This window comes from Aurantibacter sp., assembly GCF_042094015.1.
GTDB lineage: Bacteria > Bacteroidota > Bacteroidia > Flavobacteriales > Flavobacteriaceae > Aurantibacter.
This window is the reverse complement of sequence record NZ_JBELDZ010000055.1, coordinates 1-16378: the sequence shown is the minus strand read 5'-3', so window position 1 is coordinate 16378 and position 16378 is coordinate 1. Positions and strand designations below refer to the sequence as shown.

Here is a 16378-nt window from a genome sequence, read left to right as displayed (position 1 = left end):
TATTAAGCAAAGAATACGACTGCTTGGTGGTGTTTTTTTATCGAAAAAGGACATGCTTATTATTATGAAAATAATATAAATACAACTTAATATTGTAAATAGAATAAGATGTTTTTGGTGTTCGTTAAAATGCTTCTTTAGTTCTTTTGAATAGTTTTTAATTTGTTTTAGATTTATTATTATTCCAATAACAAATAGCAGGTAAAAGCCTAGAATTATAAACGACTTTTTAATAAACATTATGCCTATGTTTTTAAAAATTCCAATAAATTTATTAAAGGATAAAATATGAACTCCAATATGTCTAACTTCTGTAGTATCAGTTTTTAATTTCACGTAAACCAACCAAGAAATTATTCCTATAAGACTAATCAAACCTATTGTAAAGCAATTTTTTAAATTTTGAATTGTGTTTTTTTTACCAAAAAATAATTCAAAAATTAAAAAACCTCCAATTATCCCAACAGCAGCATAACGGGTAATTAATAGTAAACTACAAAGTAGACTAAAACTAATTAGGGTTTTGAGGTTTGAGCTTTTTTGCCATTTTATAAAATAGAATAACGTTATTAGTTCTAAGGCTAAAAATAAGCTTTCTGAAAGCATAAAAGCAATCATTATATATGCTTTAGATATCACCATTAAAAAAGGAATACTGTAGCAAAGAGTTTGATCTAATTTTAATAGTTTTAATATTTTATATCCAAAAACATATGAGACAATTAATGTTATACCATTTAGAATAAACCCTGCGGTTATTACATTTGTAAAAGTAAGTTTAGATGTTAGGGCAATTAGAATACTGTAAATTGGAGGCCAATGTTTAACAAATTCACCAGTTTTACTATAAAACCCTTCTCCATCTAAAAGTGATTTAGCAACTTGAAGATAAGACGAGGAATCTGGGGAAATAGCTAAACCAAAAGGACTTACTAATGGGTAATATAACGCTAAAAGTATAGAGCAAATAATAATAAGTTTTAGGTTATAACCTTTATTAAAAATAGCAGAAGTGTATTTCATTATAATTCTAACTGTCTTAATCCTTCATAAATACAAATTCCAACTGCATTTGCTAAATTTAAACTTCTTATTTTATCATGATACAAAGGGATTTTAAATAGTTTATTTTCTTCATTTTTAATTAAACCTTTAGGCAATCCAACAGATTCTTTACCAAACACTAAAAATAAATTATCTTTAAAATTAATATCCCAATGTTTTTTTGTTCCGTTGCTAGATAGGAATACCATGTTAGATTCTTTATTCTTATTTAAAAAGTCGTTTAAATTGTCGTAATAAATAACATTAAGGTGTTGCCAGTAATCTAATCCTGCACGCTTTAACCTTTTGTCGCTAAGTTCAAAGCCAAAAGGTTTAACTAAATGTAGGTTACTTCCAGAAGCTAATGCAAGTCTACCAATATTACCTGTATTATTTGGTATTTCTGGTTCAATTAAAACAATATTTAAAGGCATAGGTTGTATAAATAAAAAGCCTAAATTAATTAATAATTTAGGCTTTTGGTAGCTTTTAACTTAAAACTATAATTTTTTACAAATCTTAATTTAAGATGCTTTTTGTAAAAGCATCAATATTAGAATTTCCATTTTTATGCAAATGTTTAATAAAAGCAGACCCAATAATTGCACCTTTTGCATAAGTGGTAGCCTGTTTAAATGTTTCGTTGTCAGAAATTCCAAATCCTATAATTTGTGGGTTTTGAAGATTCATATCTGCTATACGTTTAAAGTAATCGATTTGTTCTTTTCCAAATCCAGAACTGCTTCCAGTTACACTTGAACTACTAACCATATAAATAAACCCATTAGAAATAGAATCTATAAAGTTAATGCGTTCTATACTTGTTTGTGGTGTAATTAAAAATACATTTATTAGTCCGTATTTTTCAAAAGTAGTTTTGTATGCTTCATTGTAAACATCTACTGGTAAATCAGGAATAATTAAGCCATCTATACCAACTTCTTCACATTTCCTGCAAAAAGCTTCTACGCCATATTGCAATATTGGATTAAAATACCCCATTATAATTAAAGGAATAGAAACGGTTTTTCTAATGTCTTTTAATTGATTGAATAGCGTTTCTGTAGTCATCCCATTTTTTAAAGCAATGGTAGAACTTTCTTGAATGGTTGGTCCATCGGCTAAAGGATCGCTAAATGGCAATCCTATTTCAATCATATCTGCGCCATTTTTTTCAAGGTTTTCTATAACCGAAACTGTATCGTTTAAGTTTGGAAATCCTGCGGAAAAATATATAGATAATAGTTTTTTGTCTTCGTTTAATTTCTTGTTTATTCTATTCATTGAAAATGACTTTTATAAATTGAAATAATCAATATAATTCTGTAAATCTTTATCGCCTCTGCCGGATAAATTAATAACAACTACATCATTTGGTTTAAATTTTTTTTCTTTAAAAATAGCTAAAGAATGAGAGGTTTCTATAGCGGGAATAATTCCTTCTAGTTTACTGAGTTCTAATCCAGCATTCATAGCTTCATCATCTGTAATAGAGATAAACTCTGCGCGGCCAGTTTTATACAAATGTGCATGCATTGGACCAACACCAGGATAGTCTAATCCAGCAGAAATTGAATAAGGTTCAGTTATTTGTCCATCTTCTGTTTGCATTAATAAAGTTTTACTTCCGTGAATAATACCTTCTCTTCCTAAAACAGAAGTTGCTGCGCTTTCTCCAGAGTTAATGCCTTTTCCTGCAGCTTCTACTGCAATAAGCTTAACGTTAGTATCTTCTAAATAATGATAAAATGCGCCAGCAGCATTACTTCCGCCACCAACACAAGCAATAACGTAATCTGGTTTTTCTGTGCCTTCTTTTTCTTTTAGTTGCAATTTGATTTCTTCCGAAACAACTGATTGAAAACGTGCTACCATATCTGGATATGGATGAGGTCCAACAACGCTACCAATAATGTAATGTGTGTTTACGGGATTGTTAATCCAATCTCTAATAGCTTCGTTAGTAGCGTCTTTTAGTGTTTTGCTTCCAGAAGTTGCTGGAATAACCGTTGCGCCAAGCATTTTCATTCTAGCTACGTTTGGTGCTTGTCTAGCTATATCAATTTCGCCCATATAAACAATACATTCCATTCCCATAAGAGCGCAAACAGTTGCGGTAGCAACGCCATGTTGTCCTGCGCCAGTTTCTGCAATTATACGTGTTTTACCTAAGCGTTGCGCCATTAATATTTGTCCAATGGTGTTATTTACTTTATGAGCGCCAGTATGATTTAAATCTTCTCTTTTTAAGTAGATTTTGGTATTGTGTTTTTTGCTTAATCGTTTTGCGAAATATAGAGGTGAAGGACGACCAACGTAATCTTTTAATAATTGGTCAAAAGATTCTTTGAATGAATCTTCTTCCATTATTTTTAAATAATTCTGACGTAATTCTTCAACGTTTGGGTAAAGCATTTCAGGAATGTATGCGCCACCAAATTCTCCATAATAACCTTTGTCGTCAATGTTATAAGTCATAATTGTTATTTTTTAATATCCGTGTTTTGCCAATTGATATTTAAATTCTTTTAATAAAATAATATCTTTAAATGCTGGAGAAGATTCAAATTTACTGTTTACATCTATAGTGCAACATAAACGAGATTCTGGTCGTTTTAAGAATAATAATAACGCGTCCATATTTTCCATTCCAATTCCTCCACTTAAAAAATATGGTTTGTTATAGGTGTATTTTTTTAATAAGTTCCAATTAAATGTATAGCCATTTCCACCTGGTTCTTTTCCTTTTGTATCAAATAAATAATAATCGCAAACCTCTTGGTAAGGTTCTAATATTTTAAAATCGAATTGATTTTTCATAGAAAAAACCTTGATTACTAAAAAGTCATATCCTTTTAGTTGTTCACAAAACTCTGGAGTTTCATTTCCATGAAGCTGTATGCCATTAAGTTTGTGTTCTTCTGCTTTTGATACAATAAAATCTATAGTAGCATCTACAAAAACGCCTATTTTTTCGATGCCTTCTGGTAGTTCTGGGATAGATTCTTTGAAATTTCTTGGAGATTTTTCATAAAAAATAAACCCCATATAATTTGGTTCAAGATCCGCAACATCTAAAATGTTGTTTTCTTGTTTCATACCACATACTTTTAATTTCATACTTTTTGTTTTATTATTAGTTATTGGTTTTATCCTTTAACTTTTAGTCTTCTTGATACAAATTATCTTAGTTATTTAATTCTTTTATAAATACCTCAGCACTTTCTCCTGCATTATTAGTTTTCATAAAGTTTTCTCCTATTAAAAAACCTTTATAACCAAAAGGTTGTAATGTTTTTATAGCTTCAATATTGCTAATGCCACTTTCGGATACTTTTACAAAATCGTTAGGAATAAGTTTGCTTAATTCCTTGCTAATATCTAAACTTACCTCAAAGGTTTTTAAATTTCGATTATTTACACCAAGCATATCTAAACTTGGCATAATAGATTTATGTAATTCTTCTTCGTTATGAATTTCTAAAAGTACATCTAATTCTAAACTTTTTGCAAGTTCAGAGAATTGTTTAATCTCATTTTTTGTTAAAATCGCTGCAATTAATAAAATAACATCTGCTCCATAGGCTTTTGCTTCAAGGATTTGATACGTATCTATTATAAACTCTTTGCGTAACAAAGGTAGGTTACAACTTGCTCTTGCTGCTAATAAATCGTCTAAACTTCCACCAAAATATTTACCATCGGTTAAAACAGACATTCCACAAACGCCAGCACTTTCATAGCCTTTTGCTACATCAAATACGTTTAAATTATGATTAATAACTTGTTTTGATGGCGATCTACGTTTGTGTTCTGCAATTATTCCTGTGCTGCTTTTTTTTAATTTTTTAACTAACGAAAATGTTTCACGTTCAAATAATATAGATTGCTCTAATTGTTTGATTGGAATTAGTTCTTTACGTAAACTAACCTCTATACGTTTATCGATTACTATTTTACTTAAGATATCCATTTTTCAGTTTTAGATATTTATTTACTTAATTCTATTAGTTTTTCTAAGCTAGTCTTGGCGCTTCCACTAGTTAAACTCTCTTTCGCTAAAATAAATCCATCTTTATGTGTAATGTTATTTACTGTTGCAATTGCTAACCCTGCATTTGCACAAACCACATTGTTTTGAGCTTCAGTACCATTTCCAGAGATAATGTTTTTAAATATTTTAGCCGAAGATTCAACTGTTTCTCCACCAAAAATATCCGTCTGATTGATTTGCTTTAAGTTTAAATCAAATGGTTCTAACATTATTTCAGATTTATTGGTTATTATTTTAGTTTTTCCTGTTAAAGAAATTTCATCGTAGCCATCTAAAGCGTGAATAATACTATAATTCTTATCTGTGTTTTGATATAAGTAGCCATACAAACGTTGTAATTCTAAATTAAAAACACCAACCATTTGGTTTTTTGGAAAAGAAGGATTTACCATTGGTCCAAGCATATTAAAAAATGTTTTCACACCTAATTCTCTACGAATAGGAGCTACGTTTTTCATTGCTGGATGAAATAACGGTGCATGCATTACACAGATACCTGCTTTATCTAACGTGTTTTTTAAAACATCTGTATTGTTAGTGAATTTTACACCTAAAGCTTCCATAACGTTGGATGAGCCAGAAGCTGAAGAAACACCATAGTTGCCATGTTTAGCCACTTTTACACCTGCGCCAGCAGTTATAAAAGAGGCTAGAGTAGAAATATTGAACGTGTTTTTTCCATCTCCACCAGTACCACATAAATCTATAGCATTAAAATCTGAAATATCTACAGGAATACATAAGTCTAATAATGCATCTCTAAAGCCTTGAAGTTCTTCTAAGGTAATATTTCGCATCATATAAACAGTTAGAAATGATGCAATCTGACTTTGATTATACTTTCCTTCTGAGATATTAACTAATACATTTCTGGCTTCTTGTGTAGAGATGCTTTCTTGGTTTATTAGTCTATTTAATATGTGTTTCATTTTTATCTGGTCTTTATTTTTTTGAAAATTAATCGAAGTTATATTCTTAACTGTTAACCCAATTTTCTAAAATTTGTTTACCATTTGGTGTTAATACACTTTCTGGATGATACTGTACGCCTCGAACATCATAGATTTTATGGCGTAAAGACATAACTTGTCCGTTTTTATCTAAAGATGTAGCTTCTAGTATTTCAGGTAAATTAGAGTCTACAACCCAAGAATGGTATCTACCAACTTCTATAGTTTTATTCATGTTTTGAAAAAGAACTTCGTCATCAACAATAACTTTTGTGTCTGTTGCTACACCATGAAATACGTCGTCTAAATTTATTAGTGTTCCTCCAAATACTTCACCAATAGCCTGCTGTCCTAAGCAAATCCCTAAAATGCTTTTTGTTGGAGCATATTGTTTTATAATGTTTTTTAATAATCCTGCTTCGTCTGGAATTCCAGGTCCTGGTGATAATAAAATTTTATTGAAAGCATCTACTTCTTCAAGCGTTAGTTTATCGTTTCTTTTTACTACAACCTCGCAATTTAAGTCTTCTAAATAGTGAACTAAATTGTATGTGAAACTGTCGTAATTATCTATAACTAATATTTTTTTCATTTTAAATGTCTTTTGCTAGTTCTATAGCTTTAGTTAACGCACCTAATTTATTATATACTTCTTGTAATTCACTTTCGGCAGTAGATTTAGATACAATTCCTGCGCCAGCTTGCCAATGTAGTTCATGATCTTTACTTAAAAAAGTTCTAATCATTATGGCGTGATTATAATTACCTTTAAAATCCATAAATCCAATTGCTCCACCATAAAAAGCACGATTCGTTTTTTCGTATTGCTCTATAAGTTGCATAGCTTTGTGTTTAGGTGCACCACTTAATGTTCCAGCTGGAAATGTGTCTGCAACCACTTGCATTGTTGGTGTGTTAGCGTGAACTTTACCTGTAACTTTACTTACTAAATGTATAACGTGAGAGAAAAATTGTGCTTCTCTGTAAGTCTCTACTTTAACCTGACTTCCGTGGCGACTTAAGTCGTTTCTTGCCAAATCTACTAGCATAACGTGCTCTGCATTTTCTTTTTTATCTGCAGCTAATTTTTTAGCTAATTCAGCATCTTGTTCATCGTTTCCAGTACGTTTAAAAGTTCCTGCAATTGGATGAATTTCAGCCGTACCTTTATTAACAACTAATTGTGCTTCTGGAGAACTTCCAAAAATTTTGAAACTTCCATAATCAAAATAAAATAGATAAGGTGATGGATTTATGCTTCTTAAAGCTCTGTATACGTTAAACTCATCGCCTTTAAATTCTTGACTGAATTTTTTTGATAAAACCAATTGAAAAACATCGCCACGAGCACAGTGTTTTTTAGCTTGTTCAACTTGAGATTTGTATTCGCTATCAGATAAATTTGATGTTATCTCTGCACTTGTATCAAATTTATAGGTCGCATAATTTTTTGATTTTATAAGTTGAAAAACCTCATCTACATTGTTTTCAGAATTATAACAATGTGCAAAAATGTATGCTTCATTTTTAAAATGATTTATTGCTATGATATTTTTATAAACAGCATATTGAATATCTGGAATGTCTAAAGATTTTGGTTTTTTAGAAATCGAAACATCTTCGAAATAGCGGACCGCATCGTAAGCAGTATAACCAAATATACCATTGTTTATAAATTTAAAATCTAAATTCTCGTCGGCTTTAAACCGTTGCGTGAATTCTTGTATTTGTTGTGTTACGTTTTCTGCCTTATCTATTGTTGTAGAATTGTCAGGATATCTTTGAGAAACCAATTCGTTTTCAACTTTAATAGTTGCAATAGGGTTAAAACAAATGTAAGAGAAACTATTATCGTTAGCGTGGTAGTCGCTACTTTCTAACAGAATACTATTTGGAAATTTATCCCGTATTTTTAAATAAATACTAACAGGTGTTATGGTATCTGCAAGAATTTTTTTAAAATGTGTTTTTAATTGAAATGTATTCATTTATGCTAACTTTATTTCAGTATCTAAATTGTGTTATATCCAATGTCCTAAAATCCATTTATAATTTTAAACAAAAAAAAGGCTTATCGTGAAAGATAAGCCTTAGTCTAATTTATAGATATAATGGTTTTGCTCACGACGTTTAGTTTCGAAAGTTCCACCACCAATTAATTGTTGTTCTGTTTTTCATAATTACGAAGCAAATATAGTGACGATTGGTTCGGTTTTCAAATTTTTAAGCATAAAAAATCAAAAAATAAGTTTTTTAACATTTTGGCATAAATAATGTATTTTTGTTATTAATAAATAAAAAAACATATTACAATGAATTTATCTCAAGACGAGTGGATTACACAATTAAAAAATTCTGATAACGCGATTGTTTTAGATGTTAGAACTGAAGATGAGGTTTCAGAAGGTTATATTCCAAATGCAATTAATATAGATATACATAAAGGTCAAGGGTTTATTGATGAAATTGAAGCTTTAGATAAGTCTAAAACGTATTTTGTTTACTGTAAATCAGGAGGAAGAAGCGGTCAAGCCTGTGGAGTTATGAATCAGTTAGGTTTTGAAAACGCTTATAACTTATTAGGTGGTTTTATGGAGTGGAAAGGAGAAACAGCTATATAATATGAAAAAAGTAGTTGGTTTTTTAGCTGTAATTTTATTTTTTAGTTGTATTGCTAAAGACGATAAAACGATACAATTGGTTACACAAGAAGAAATGGAGTTGATTCTAAAAGAAGATCAAGTTCAGTTAGTTGATGTTAGGACACTTAAAGAGTTTAATGCAGGATCTATATTAAATGCTAAGAATATTGATTTTCTATCTGATGATTTTGAAGTTCAAATCAAAGAATTAGATAAAAGCAAACCTGTAATTGTATTTTGCCAAAAAGGAGGGAGAAGTGCTAAATGTGCAAAAAAAATGAAAGATTTAGGTTTTACTAAAATTTACGATTTAGAAGGTGGATACTCAAAATGGAAGCCAATTAAATAAATAGCTTGCATAAAAAAAGCCAAAACATTTAGTTTTGGCTTTTTAAAAATTAATTTAACACTTATTATAATTAATCTTCTACAGTTATATTAATTGTACTTGTCATTTTTAATTTCTTACCCTGAAGTCTAGCTTGAGTAAAAAAGGCTTTTGCGAAAGCTTCTTCATTAATAAGTTCATTTATTCTTGAATTATCTACCTCGCATTTGTCTTTGCTATTTCCTTCAGTAATAGAAAGTCTATGAAGCTTATGAAAATTTATTTTAACTTTTAATAGCGCATTTATTATATCTGAAGCTTCACTTGAAGAAAAACAACCGTCAATTAGGTTAATATTTTGTTTTGCGTTTTTAATGTCTGATTTTAATAATTCTAAAGTTTCCATAGTTTTTATTTTATTTTACAAATTTCAACTAAATAGTTGATATGTTTTTATTTATATATTTTATTTATATTATAAATATTTGTTATAACATGTTTGTTATGCATAAATATAATGGCATTCCTATTGTAATATTAAAAGGGAAAGTTATAGCTAATGCCATTGGTATGTAAAGACTTGGGCTTGCTTTTGGAGCTGCTAATTTCATAGCTGCTGGTACGGCAATGTAAGATGCGCTGGCGGCTAAGATGGCCATTAAAAGTCTATTGCCTGTAGTTTCCATAAATAGACCAGAAGCAACTGCTACAAGACAGCCGTTTAGTACTGGTATTAAAATTGCAAAAACAAAGGCAAACCAACCTTTTTTGATAAAATCAGATAATTTACGTCCGCTAGTAATTCCCATATCTAAAAGAAATACAGATAAAAAACCTTTGAAAATATCTGTGGTAAAAGGTTTGATGCCTTCAGCTTGTGCTTCACTAGTTAGAAATCCAATAATTAAACTTCCAATAATAAGTAATACGCTTCCATTTGTTAGAGAGTGATGTATTACTTTCTTCATTGGAATGCTTTTTTCAGTATTCTTTTTCTTCTTTTTTGATATAGTCATTAAAATAAGGCCAATCATAATAGATGGTGCTTCCATTAATGCCATTACAGCAACCATATGTCCGCTAAAAGGAATGTTTTTCATTTCTAAAAAAGCTATGGTTGTTACAAATGTTACAGCGCTTACAGAGCCGTAAGCAGCAGCTATTGCTCCGGCATTTTCTATGCTAAACTTTTTTCTTAAAATAAAATAAGTATAAATTGGAACTATAGTGGCTAATAGGATTCCAAAAAGTAAAGACCAAAGTATTTCCATATTAAAAGTACTGTGAGCTAATTCTTGTCCACCTTTAAACCCTATACATAATAAAAGATATAAAGAAATGAATTTAGACGAATTTTCAGGAATACTTAAATCGCTTTTTAGTTGAACCGCTATAACTCCTAAAAAGAAAAAAAGTAATGCAGGGTTTGTAAGATTATCTATAAGTATATTTAAATCCATATTATTTATTTGTAACATTATTTAGAAGAGCAAATCCAATAAGACTAAAACTTAATAGTAGTTCTGTTAAGAATAAACTATTATTGGTTAATGATAGGTAAATAAAAAATAGGCTCAGTAAGCAAAATATTAGAACACTTATTTTGTTAGGTGTTGCTATTCTTGATTTAGATGTGTGTTTTTTTGTTTTTGGTTTCATTTTGTTGTGTTTTAATGTTGTGTTTATTTTTCTTGGTGCAAAGATTACATCTTATTTGTATATATTTTTATTTATATTTATTATGTTATATATAATTAAATACTATGAACTTTACATTACATCAATTAGAGATATTTAATAAAGTTGCAGACCTAAAGAGTGTTACGAAAGCATCTGAAGAGTTGTTTTTGACTCAGCCAGCAGTATCTATTCAATTAAAAAAGTTTCAAGACCAATTTAAAATTCCTTTGTTCGAAGTTGTTGGAAGAAGAATTTATATTACAGAATTTGGTGAAGAAATTACATTGGCAGCTAAGGCTATTTTATCTCAGGTAGAATCAATAAACTATCAAGCATTAGCTTTTCAGGGTGAATTAGCAGGTAAATTAAAACTAGCTATAGTCTCTACAGCAAAGTACGCTATGCCATATTTTTTAACAGACTTTATAAGGAAAAATTCTGGTGTAGATTTGGTTATGGATGTAACTAATAAAGCTTCTGTTGTAAAAGCTTTAGAAAATAATGATATAGATTTTGCTATGGTTTCTACTTTGCCAAAGCATCTTAAAATTGAAACGATTTCTCTAATGGATAACAAATTGTATTTAATTGGAGGAAAGCAATTCCATCTTAAAAATAAAAACCTATCTATTAAAGAGATTGAGGAATTGCCTTTAATATATAGGGAGCAAGGTTCTGCAACCAGATATGCAATGGAGCGTTTTATGGCTTCTAATAAAATATCTACCTATAAAAAAATAGAATTAACCTCTAATGAAGCTATAAAACAAGCTGTTGTAGCTGGGTTAGGTTTTTCAATAATGCCTTTAATTGGAATTAAAAATGAACTGCAAAATGGAGACTTACAAGTTATTCCAGTTAAAGATTTACCTATAGTTAGTAATTGGAATCTTATTTGGTTAAGTTCTAAAAATATGTCTTATGTAGCCAAAGCATTTATAGAGTATATTAATATGAATAAATCTAAAATAATGAAAGATCATTTTGAGTGGTTTAATGCTTATTAATGTTAAAATTTTCACATAGAAGTTTATTATGTTTATTATTTTAGTATTTTTGTTAAACAAAATAGGAAATTATATTATGAAAAGTAATCTTTTAAAATTAAGCCTTTTATCGTTGTTATTGATTTTCACGACTAGTGTAAATAGAGATCTTGAATATGTTTCGTTGGATGATTTTCAAGCTAAAGCTTATTATTTTTCAAAACAAAAAATGGATTTAGGTAAATGGGGAAATCAATTAACAGAAGCACAAAAGAAAGATGTAGCCTCTAGATTAAAAAATAGATTACAAAAAACATATGTATTGTCTTTTAATAAAGAAGAATCTAGCTTTTATGAAGAAGAAAAAATAGATGCTATATCTGGAGCAACAGATTCTTGGGGTAAGAATTTTACACCAGGCCTACAATACAAAAATTTAAAAAGTAAAACCCAAATTCAAAATCAAGAATTTTATGGTAAACGATTTATGGTTAAAGATAGTTTGCTAAAAATTGATTGGCAATTAAGTGGTGAAACTAAACAAATTGGAAATTACACCTGCTTTAGAGCTAATGCTTTAATTCCAACAAACGATCTTAATTGGTATGCCTTTTCTTGGGGGAAATTACGAACTGCCGAAAAGAAAGATGGTACAGAAAACCAAATAGAACTAACGCAAGTAGAAGCTTGGTATACGTTGCAAATACCAGTTGCTACTGGTCCTTTAGAATATTCTGGATTACCAGGCTTAATTTTAGAAGTAAGCGCAGATAATACAACTATACTATGTTCAAAAATTGTAATTAACCCTGAAGAAGAAATAGAAATTGTTATTCCAAATAAAGGAAAAGAAGTATCAAAGCAAGAATACCAAGATATTGTTTTACAGAAAATGAAAGAATTTAGAAGTAATAGAATGGGAAGATAATTAGCTTAATTTAAGCTAGTAACGGGTTTAGTTCTATAAGCCGTTTCTTGGCCTAAGTATAACGGATTTCCATGCTTTTCAGACCAAAAACCTTCTAGAATATCTTTAGTTACACATTTGTAAACAACAACACCTTTGTAGGTTTTAAAATCTTCAGACAGGTAATTAAAGTTAATAACTAATATATTGTCTTTAAAAAAGCCCTTTCCTAGTTGAGTTTGGTTCTCATAAATATTCCATTTTGCTACAATTCTATTATCAAAATCTAAGCTTAATTCTAAAACTCCTTTATAGTCTGAGTTTTCTTCATCTTGATTTTTACCAGTAATGTTATATGTTCCAACTAATTCTTCTAAAGTCATAAAGATTTAATTTTTTATATTGTCAGCAACTCCTGTCAATTCTAAAGCAAAAACCCTACAGACATAATAGTTGTAGGGTTTAAAGTGGAGTCGGAGAGAATCGAACTCTCGTCCAAACAAGTCATCAATCAGCTTTCTACACGTTTATCCTTTTCTTAGATTTTCGACTAAAAACTGATTAAAGACAATCTGTTTTTAGCTTAGCTTTTTTATTTCGAAATAGTGCCAAAGCTTCACTAAATCTATATTGACATTTTCGATGCCTCAAAATGGAACGCCGCCAATCAAGGCTTTCCGGAGACATAAAGCTTGTACACCTTGTGTACCGAGGCTTAATCTTACTATAATTCAGATTATGCAGCTAAAGCGTAGTTATTCTCGCCGATTAAAAAGTTGAAATAAGTATTTACGAGTATAATTTCATTACTCGACGTGCTTACTAATTCATAAATCTCGCTGTCAAAACCAGTCGACCCCATTTTTAATTGTGAACTATTCACGAATTGTTTCAAAAAACAATCTATGAGTAATTAATAACGCGAATTAGCAAAATTAACAAAAATTATAGTTCAAACACTATACCAATTCAACTTTCTAAAAAGATTAAGATTAAAAATCGATTAGCAACTTATAGATTAGATAGAATTAAGTACTAAAGAATAACAATCAAGAGCTAAGTCTTGTAAAATAAATTATTTGCTAGCGCATTAATTTAATATTAATTTAGCAGCATCATTTTAAGTTATACTAGTCCAAACAAAATAAATATGAAATTCGCTATCATTAAAGAACGTAAAAATCCACCAGACAGACGTGTGGTATTCTCTCCAGAAGCTTTACAAGAATTTAAAACAAAATTTCCAAAAGCAGAAATAATTGTTGAGTCTTCGGATATACGTGTTTTTAGAGATAGTCAATATGAAGATTTAGGATTTGAAGTTGCTCAAGATGTAAGTGATGCAGATGTAATGATTGGTGTAAAAGAAGTGCCAATGGATGCGTTAATTCCTAATAAAAAATATTTCTTTTTTAGTCATACTATTAAGAAGCAACCTTACAATCGTGAGTTACTTAAAGTTATCTTAGACAAAAATATAGAAATGTATGATCACGAAACTATTGTTCGTGAAAATAATTCTAGACTTATTGGTTTTGGTCGTTATGCGGGATGAGTTGGCGCTTATAATGGATTTAGAGCTTTAGGACTACGCGATGGAATATTCAATTTACCTAAAGTAGAAACGTTAGCAGATTTAGATGCTGTAAAAGCAGAATTGGATAAAATTACTATTCCAAATATTAAAATAGTTTTAACAGGAACAGGTAAAGTTGCTCAAGGCGCTAAAGAAATTTTAGATCATTTAAAAATTAAAGAAGTTACAGATACGGTTTATTTAACTGGAGATTTTACTGAACCAGTTTATTGTATGTCAGATGTTATGGAATATAACAAACGTACAGACGGCAAAGCCGGAAATAAATATGAATTTTACAAAGATCCATCTGGTTATCAAAGTAATTTTATGGCTTATGCTAAAGAAACTGACTTTTTTATTGCAGGTCATTTTTATGGAGATGGTGCTCCATTTTTATTTACCCGTGAAGATGCAAAGCATCCAGACTTTAGAATAAATTTGGTTGCAGATGTGTCTTGCGACATAGACGGACCAGTTGCAAGTACAATTAGACCTTCTACTATAGCAGATCCTTTTTATGGTTATGATGCTAAAACAGAACAAGAAGTTGCTTTTAATGCTAAAGATTGCATAACAATGATGGCTGTAGATAACTTACCTTGCGAATTACCTAAAGATGCTTCTGAAGGTTTTGGTGAAACATTTTTAGAACATGTTATTCCTGCATTTTATAATAATGATGTTGATGGTGTTTTAGCTAGAGCAAAAATGACAGAAAATGGAAAATTAACAGATAGATATAGCTATCTACAAGATTTTGTAGATGGAAAAGAATAAAACAGCTCTAGTTACTGGTGCAGCTTCTGGTTTAGGATTAGAGTTTTGTAATTTATTAGCTAAAGATAAATACACTATTGTTATGGTGGATTTAAACACTGATAAATTACAATTAGAAAAAAGTATTTTAGAAGAAAACTACAACATTAAAGTAATTACAATAGCTCAAGATTTAAGTAAACAAGAGTCTGCACAGAAATTATTTAATCAAGTTAAAGACTACACTATTGAAGTTTTAATCAATAATGCAGGTTTTGGTATGTTTGGTTCGTTTCATGAAAATAATTGGGAACGCGAATTAGGAATGTTGAATCTACATGTTATTACAACTACGCATTTAACAAAGTTGTTATTAAAAGATATGGTAACAAACGGAAGTGGTAAAGTGTTAAATGTTTCTTCTTTAGCAGCATTTCAACCAGGACCATTAATGGCATTGTATTATGCTACAAAAGCCTATGTATTATCTTTTTCTGAAGCTATAGCAAACGAGTTAAAAGGTACTGGAGTTACTGTAACCGCTTTTTGTCCTGGACCAACAAAAACACTATTTCAGAAAACCGTTCAAGAAGGAGAAGATAAAGGAAAAATTGGTTTTAATATGGGTTGCCCTAAAAAAGTAACTTTATATGGTTATAAAGCCATGCACAAAGGAAAAACTTATGCAATTCCTGGTGGTTTTAATAAGTTTTTGGCATTATTGCCAAGAGTACTTTCTAGAAATACAGCTGCTAATATTGTTAGGAAAATTCAAGAGAAGAATAGAGCTTAGTTTTTATCTTTTCTTTTTTTTTAAGGTTTTTGTTTTGTGTTAATACAGAATGAGTAGTGTTATTTATCTATAAAATAAATACATAAAGTCCCTAAGGTATAAGCTAAAACATCTTCCAAACTAAAATGAGATCCCATTACAATATTAAGTAGTTTGTAATGGTGTAGATTAAGAACTTCTAATAGATTGAAATATTGAAAAGCCTCTAGTGTAAAAGCAATGCTTAATGTTATAAAAGCAATGTATTTGGATTTTAAGTTGAATACGCTTTTTATGGCACAATACAATAAAATGGTTGCTAAAAAGTCTCCAAAGGTGTAACGAATAAAACCATCTTTTAGAAATAAAGCAAAACAAATTTCTGTAGCCAATAAGTATAAGGTTATTAAGGCAAACTTAGAGTTGAACTTAATCATTTGGAATTATATAAAAGCGACCTATATTTCTATAAGTCGCTTTTAAATTTATATTAGTTAGTCCATTCTATTTTTCTAGAAACATACATTACTATGGCTAGTATAATAAATAAGCCAATACTTCCAACTAAAAGTGCATAGTTTTCTAATTGTATAATAGTGTATATAAAGATATATAATGCAGTTAAGGATGAACTTATGAGTATTGGGAATTTCCAATAATTTAAAATAGATTTAGAATAA

At 29.7% G+C, this 16378-nt stretch carries 19 protein-coding genes, 1 other RNA gene and 1 pseudogene; 6 read left to right on the top strand and 15 right to left on the bottom strand.

What is annotated here, in order from left to right:
- The 9 genes from ACFDSN_RS08775 to ACFDSN_RS08735 all read right to left on the bottom strand — a co-directional run.
- Positions 1–1023: hypothetical protein (locus tag ACFDSN_RS08775; RefSeq protein ID WP_375239473.1), on the bottom strand; the 1023-nt coding region annotated here is incomplete at its 3' end.
- A complete protein-coding gene (locus ACFDSN_RS08770) occupies positions 1023–1478 on the bottom strand; it encodes a tRNA (cytidine(34)-2'-O)-methyltransferase (protein WP_375239472.1) in 456 nt (151 codons plus the stop codon). The genes ACFDSN_RS08775 and ACFDSN_RS08770, both read right to left, overlap by 1 nt.
- A gap of 85 nt (positions 1479–1563) precedes the next feature.
- Positions 1564–2328, bottom strand: a complete 765-nt coding sequence (gene trpA / locus ACFDSN_RS08765) for a tryptophan synthase subunit alpha (RefSeq protein WP_375239471.1) — start codon at positions 2326–2328, stop codon at positions 1564–1566.
- A gap of 12 nt (positions 2329–2340) precedes the next feature.
- A complete protein-coding gene (gene trpB, locus ACFDSN_RS08760; protein WP_375239470.1) occupies positions 2341–3522 on the bottom strand; it encodes a tryptophan synthase subunit beta in 1182 nt (393 codons plus the stop codon).
- A 12-nt stretch (positions 3523–3534) separates the two neighbouring features.
- Entirely contained in the window at positions 3535–4164 is a 630-nt protein-coding gene (locus tag ACFDSN_RS08755) for a phosphoribosylanthranilate isomerase (RefSeq protein ID WP_375239469.1), read from the bottom strand.
- A 67-nt stretch (positions 4165–4231) separates the two neighbouring features.
- Positions 4232–5017: an indole-3-glycerol phosphate synthase TrpC gene (gene trpC, locus ACFDSN_RS08750; protein WP_375239468.1), complete on the bottom strand. Its 786-nt coding sequence runs from the start codon at positions 5015–5017 to the stop codon at positions 4232–4234.
- A 17-nt stretch (positions 5018–5034) separates the two neighbouring features.
- Positions 5035–6027 carry an anthranilate phosphoribosyltransferase gene (gene trpD, locus ACFDSN_RS08745; RefSeq protein ID WP_375239467.1) on the bottom strand — a complete coding sequence of 331 codons (993 nt, stop codon included), beginning with the start codon at positions 6025–6027 and terminating at the stop codon, positions 5035–5037.
- 46 nt (positions 6028–6073) lie between these two features.
- The gene (locus ACFDSN_RS08740) at positions 6074–6640 is read right to left on the bottom strand and encodes an anthranilate synthase component II (protein ID WP_375239466.1); all 567 of its coding nucleotides are present in this window, start codon (positions 6638–6640) and stop codon (positions 6074–6076) included.
- Between the two features lies 1 nt (position 6641).
- Positions 6642–8036, bottom strand: a complete 1395-nt coding sequence (locus ACFDSN_RS08735) for an anthranilate synthase component I family protein (RefSeq protein ID WP_375239465.1) — start codon at positions 8034–8036, stop codon at positions 6642–6644.
- 324 nt (positions 8037–8360) lie between these two features.
- Between ACFDSN_RS08735 and ACFDSN_RS08730 the strand changes: the two genes are divergently transcribed.
- Positions 8361–8669, top strand: coding sequence for a rhodanese-like domain-containing protein (locus ACFDSN_RS08730; RefSeq protein WP_375239464.1), 309 nt, complete (start codon positions 8361–8363; stop codon positions 8667–8669).
- Position 8670: 1 nt separating this feature from the next.
- Positions 8671–9039 carry a rhodanese-like domain-containing protein gene (locus ACFDSN_RS08725; protein WP_375239463.1) on the top strand — a complete coding sequence of 123 codons (369 nt, stop codon included), beginning with the start codon at positions 8671–8673 and terminating at the stop codon, positions 9037–9039.
- A gap of 70 nt (positions 9040–9109) precedes the next feature.
- Here the strand turns inward: ACFDSN_RS08725 and ACFDSN_RS08720 are convergent, their stop codons facing one another.
- Positions 9110–9424 (bottom strand): hypothetical protein, encoded by a 315-nt coding sequence (locus ACFDSN_RS08720; RefSeq protein ID WP_375239462.1) that lies wholly within the window; start codon positions 9422–9424, stop codon positions 9110–9112.
- An 82-nt stretch (positions 9425–9506) separates the two neighbouring features.
- Positions 9507–10478, bottom strand: coding sequence for a sodium-dependent bicarbonate transport family permease (locus ACFDSN_RS08715; protein WP_375239461.1), 972 nt, complete (start codon positions 10476–10478; stop codon positions 9507–9509).
- A gap of 303 nt (positions 10479–10781) precedes the next feature.
- Between ACFDSN_RS08715 and ACFDSN_RS08710 the strand changes: the two genes are divergently transcribed.
- Both ACFDSN_RS08710 and ACFDSN_RS08705 read left to right on the top strand, forming a co-directional pair.
- Positions 10782–11705 carry a LysR family transcriptional regulator gene (locus tag ACFDSN_RS08710; protein ID WP_375239460.1) on the top strand — a complete coding sequence of 308 codons (924 nt, stop codon included), beginning with the start codon at positions 10782–10784 and terminating at the stop codon, positions 11703–11705.
- Positions 11706–11781: 76 nt separating this feature from the next.
- Positions 11782–12612, top strand: coding sequence for a GLPGLI family protein (locus ACFDSN_RS08705; RefSeq protein ID WP_375239459.1), 831 nt, complete (start codon positions 11782–11784; stop codon positions 12610–12612).
- A 5-nt stretch (positions 12613–12617) separates the two neighbouring features.
- Here ACFDSN_RS08705 and ACFDSN_RS08700 read toward each other — a convergent pair whose 3' ends face one another.
- On the bottom strand, positions 12618–12974 hold the full coding sequence (locus ACFDSN_RS08700; protein WP_375239458.1) for a hypothetical protein: 357 nt from the start codon (positions 12972–12974) through the stop codon (positions 12618–12620).
- An 82-nt stretch (positions 12975–13056) separates the two neighbouring features.
- Positions 13057–13451, bottom strand: a transfer-messenger RNA (tmRNA) gene (ssrA, locus tag ACFDSN_RS08695).
- A 290-nt stretch (positions 13452–13741) separates the two neighbouring features.
- Between ssrA and ACFDSN_RS08690 the strand changes: the two are divergent.
- A pseudogene (locus tag ACFDSN_RS08690) lies at positions 13742–14947 on the top strand (NAD(P)-dependent oxidoreductase).
- Complete coding sequence (locus ACFDSN_RS08685) at positions 14934–15719, top strand: SDR family NAD(P)-dependent oxidoreductase (RefSeq protein WP_375239457.1); 786 nt, start codon at positions 14934–14936, stop codon at positions 15717–15719. The pseudogene ACFDSN_RS08690 and the gene ACFDSN_RS08685 overlap by 14 nt, the downstream one beginning before the upstream one ends.
- 59 nt (positions 15720–15778) lie before the next feature.
- On the opposite strand, the gene ACFDSN_RS08680 is transcribed toward ACFDSN_RS08685, so the two are convergent.
- Both ACFDSN_RS08680 and ACFDSN_RS08675 read right to left on the bottom strand, forming a co-directional pair.
- Positions 15779–16135, bottom strand: coding sequence for a DUF2809 domain-containing protein (locus ACFDSN_RS08680; RefSeq protein ID WP_375239456.1), 357 nt, complete (start codon positions 16133–16135; stop codon positions 15779–15781).
- Positions 16136–16188: 53 nt separating this feature from the next.
- A partial coding sequence (locus ACFDSN_RS08675) for an inner membrane CreD family protein (protein ID WP_375239454.1) occupies positions 16189–16378 on the bottom strand: 190 nt, incomplete at its 5' end.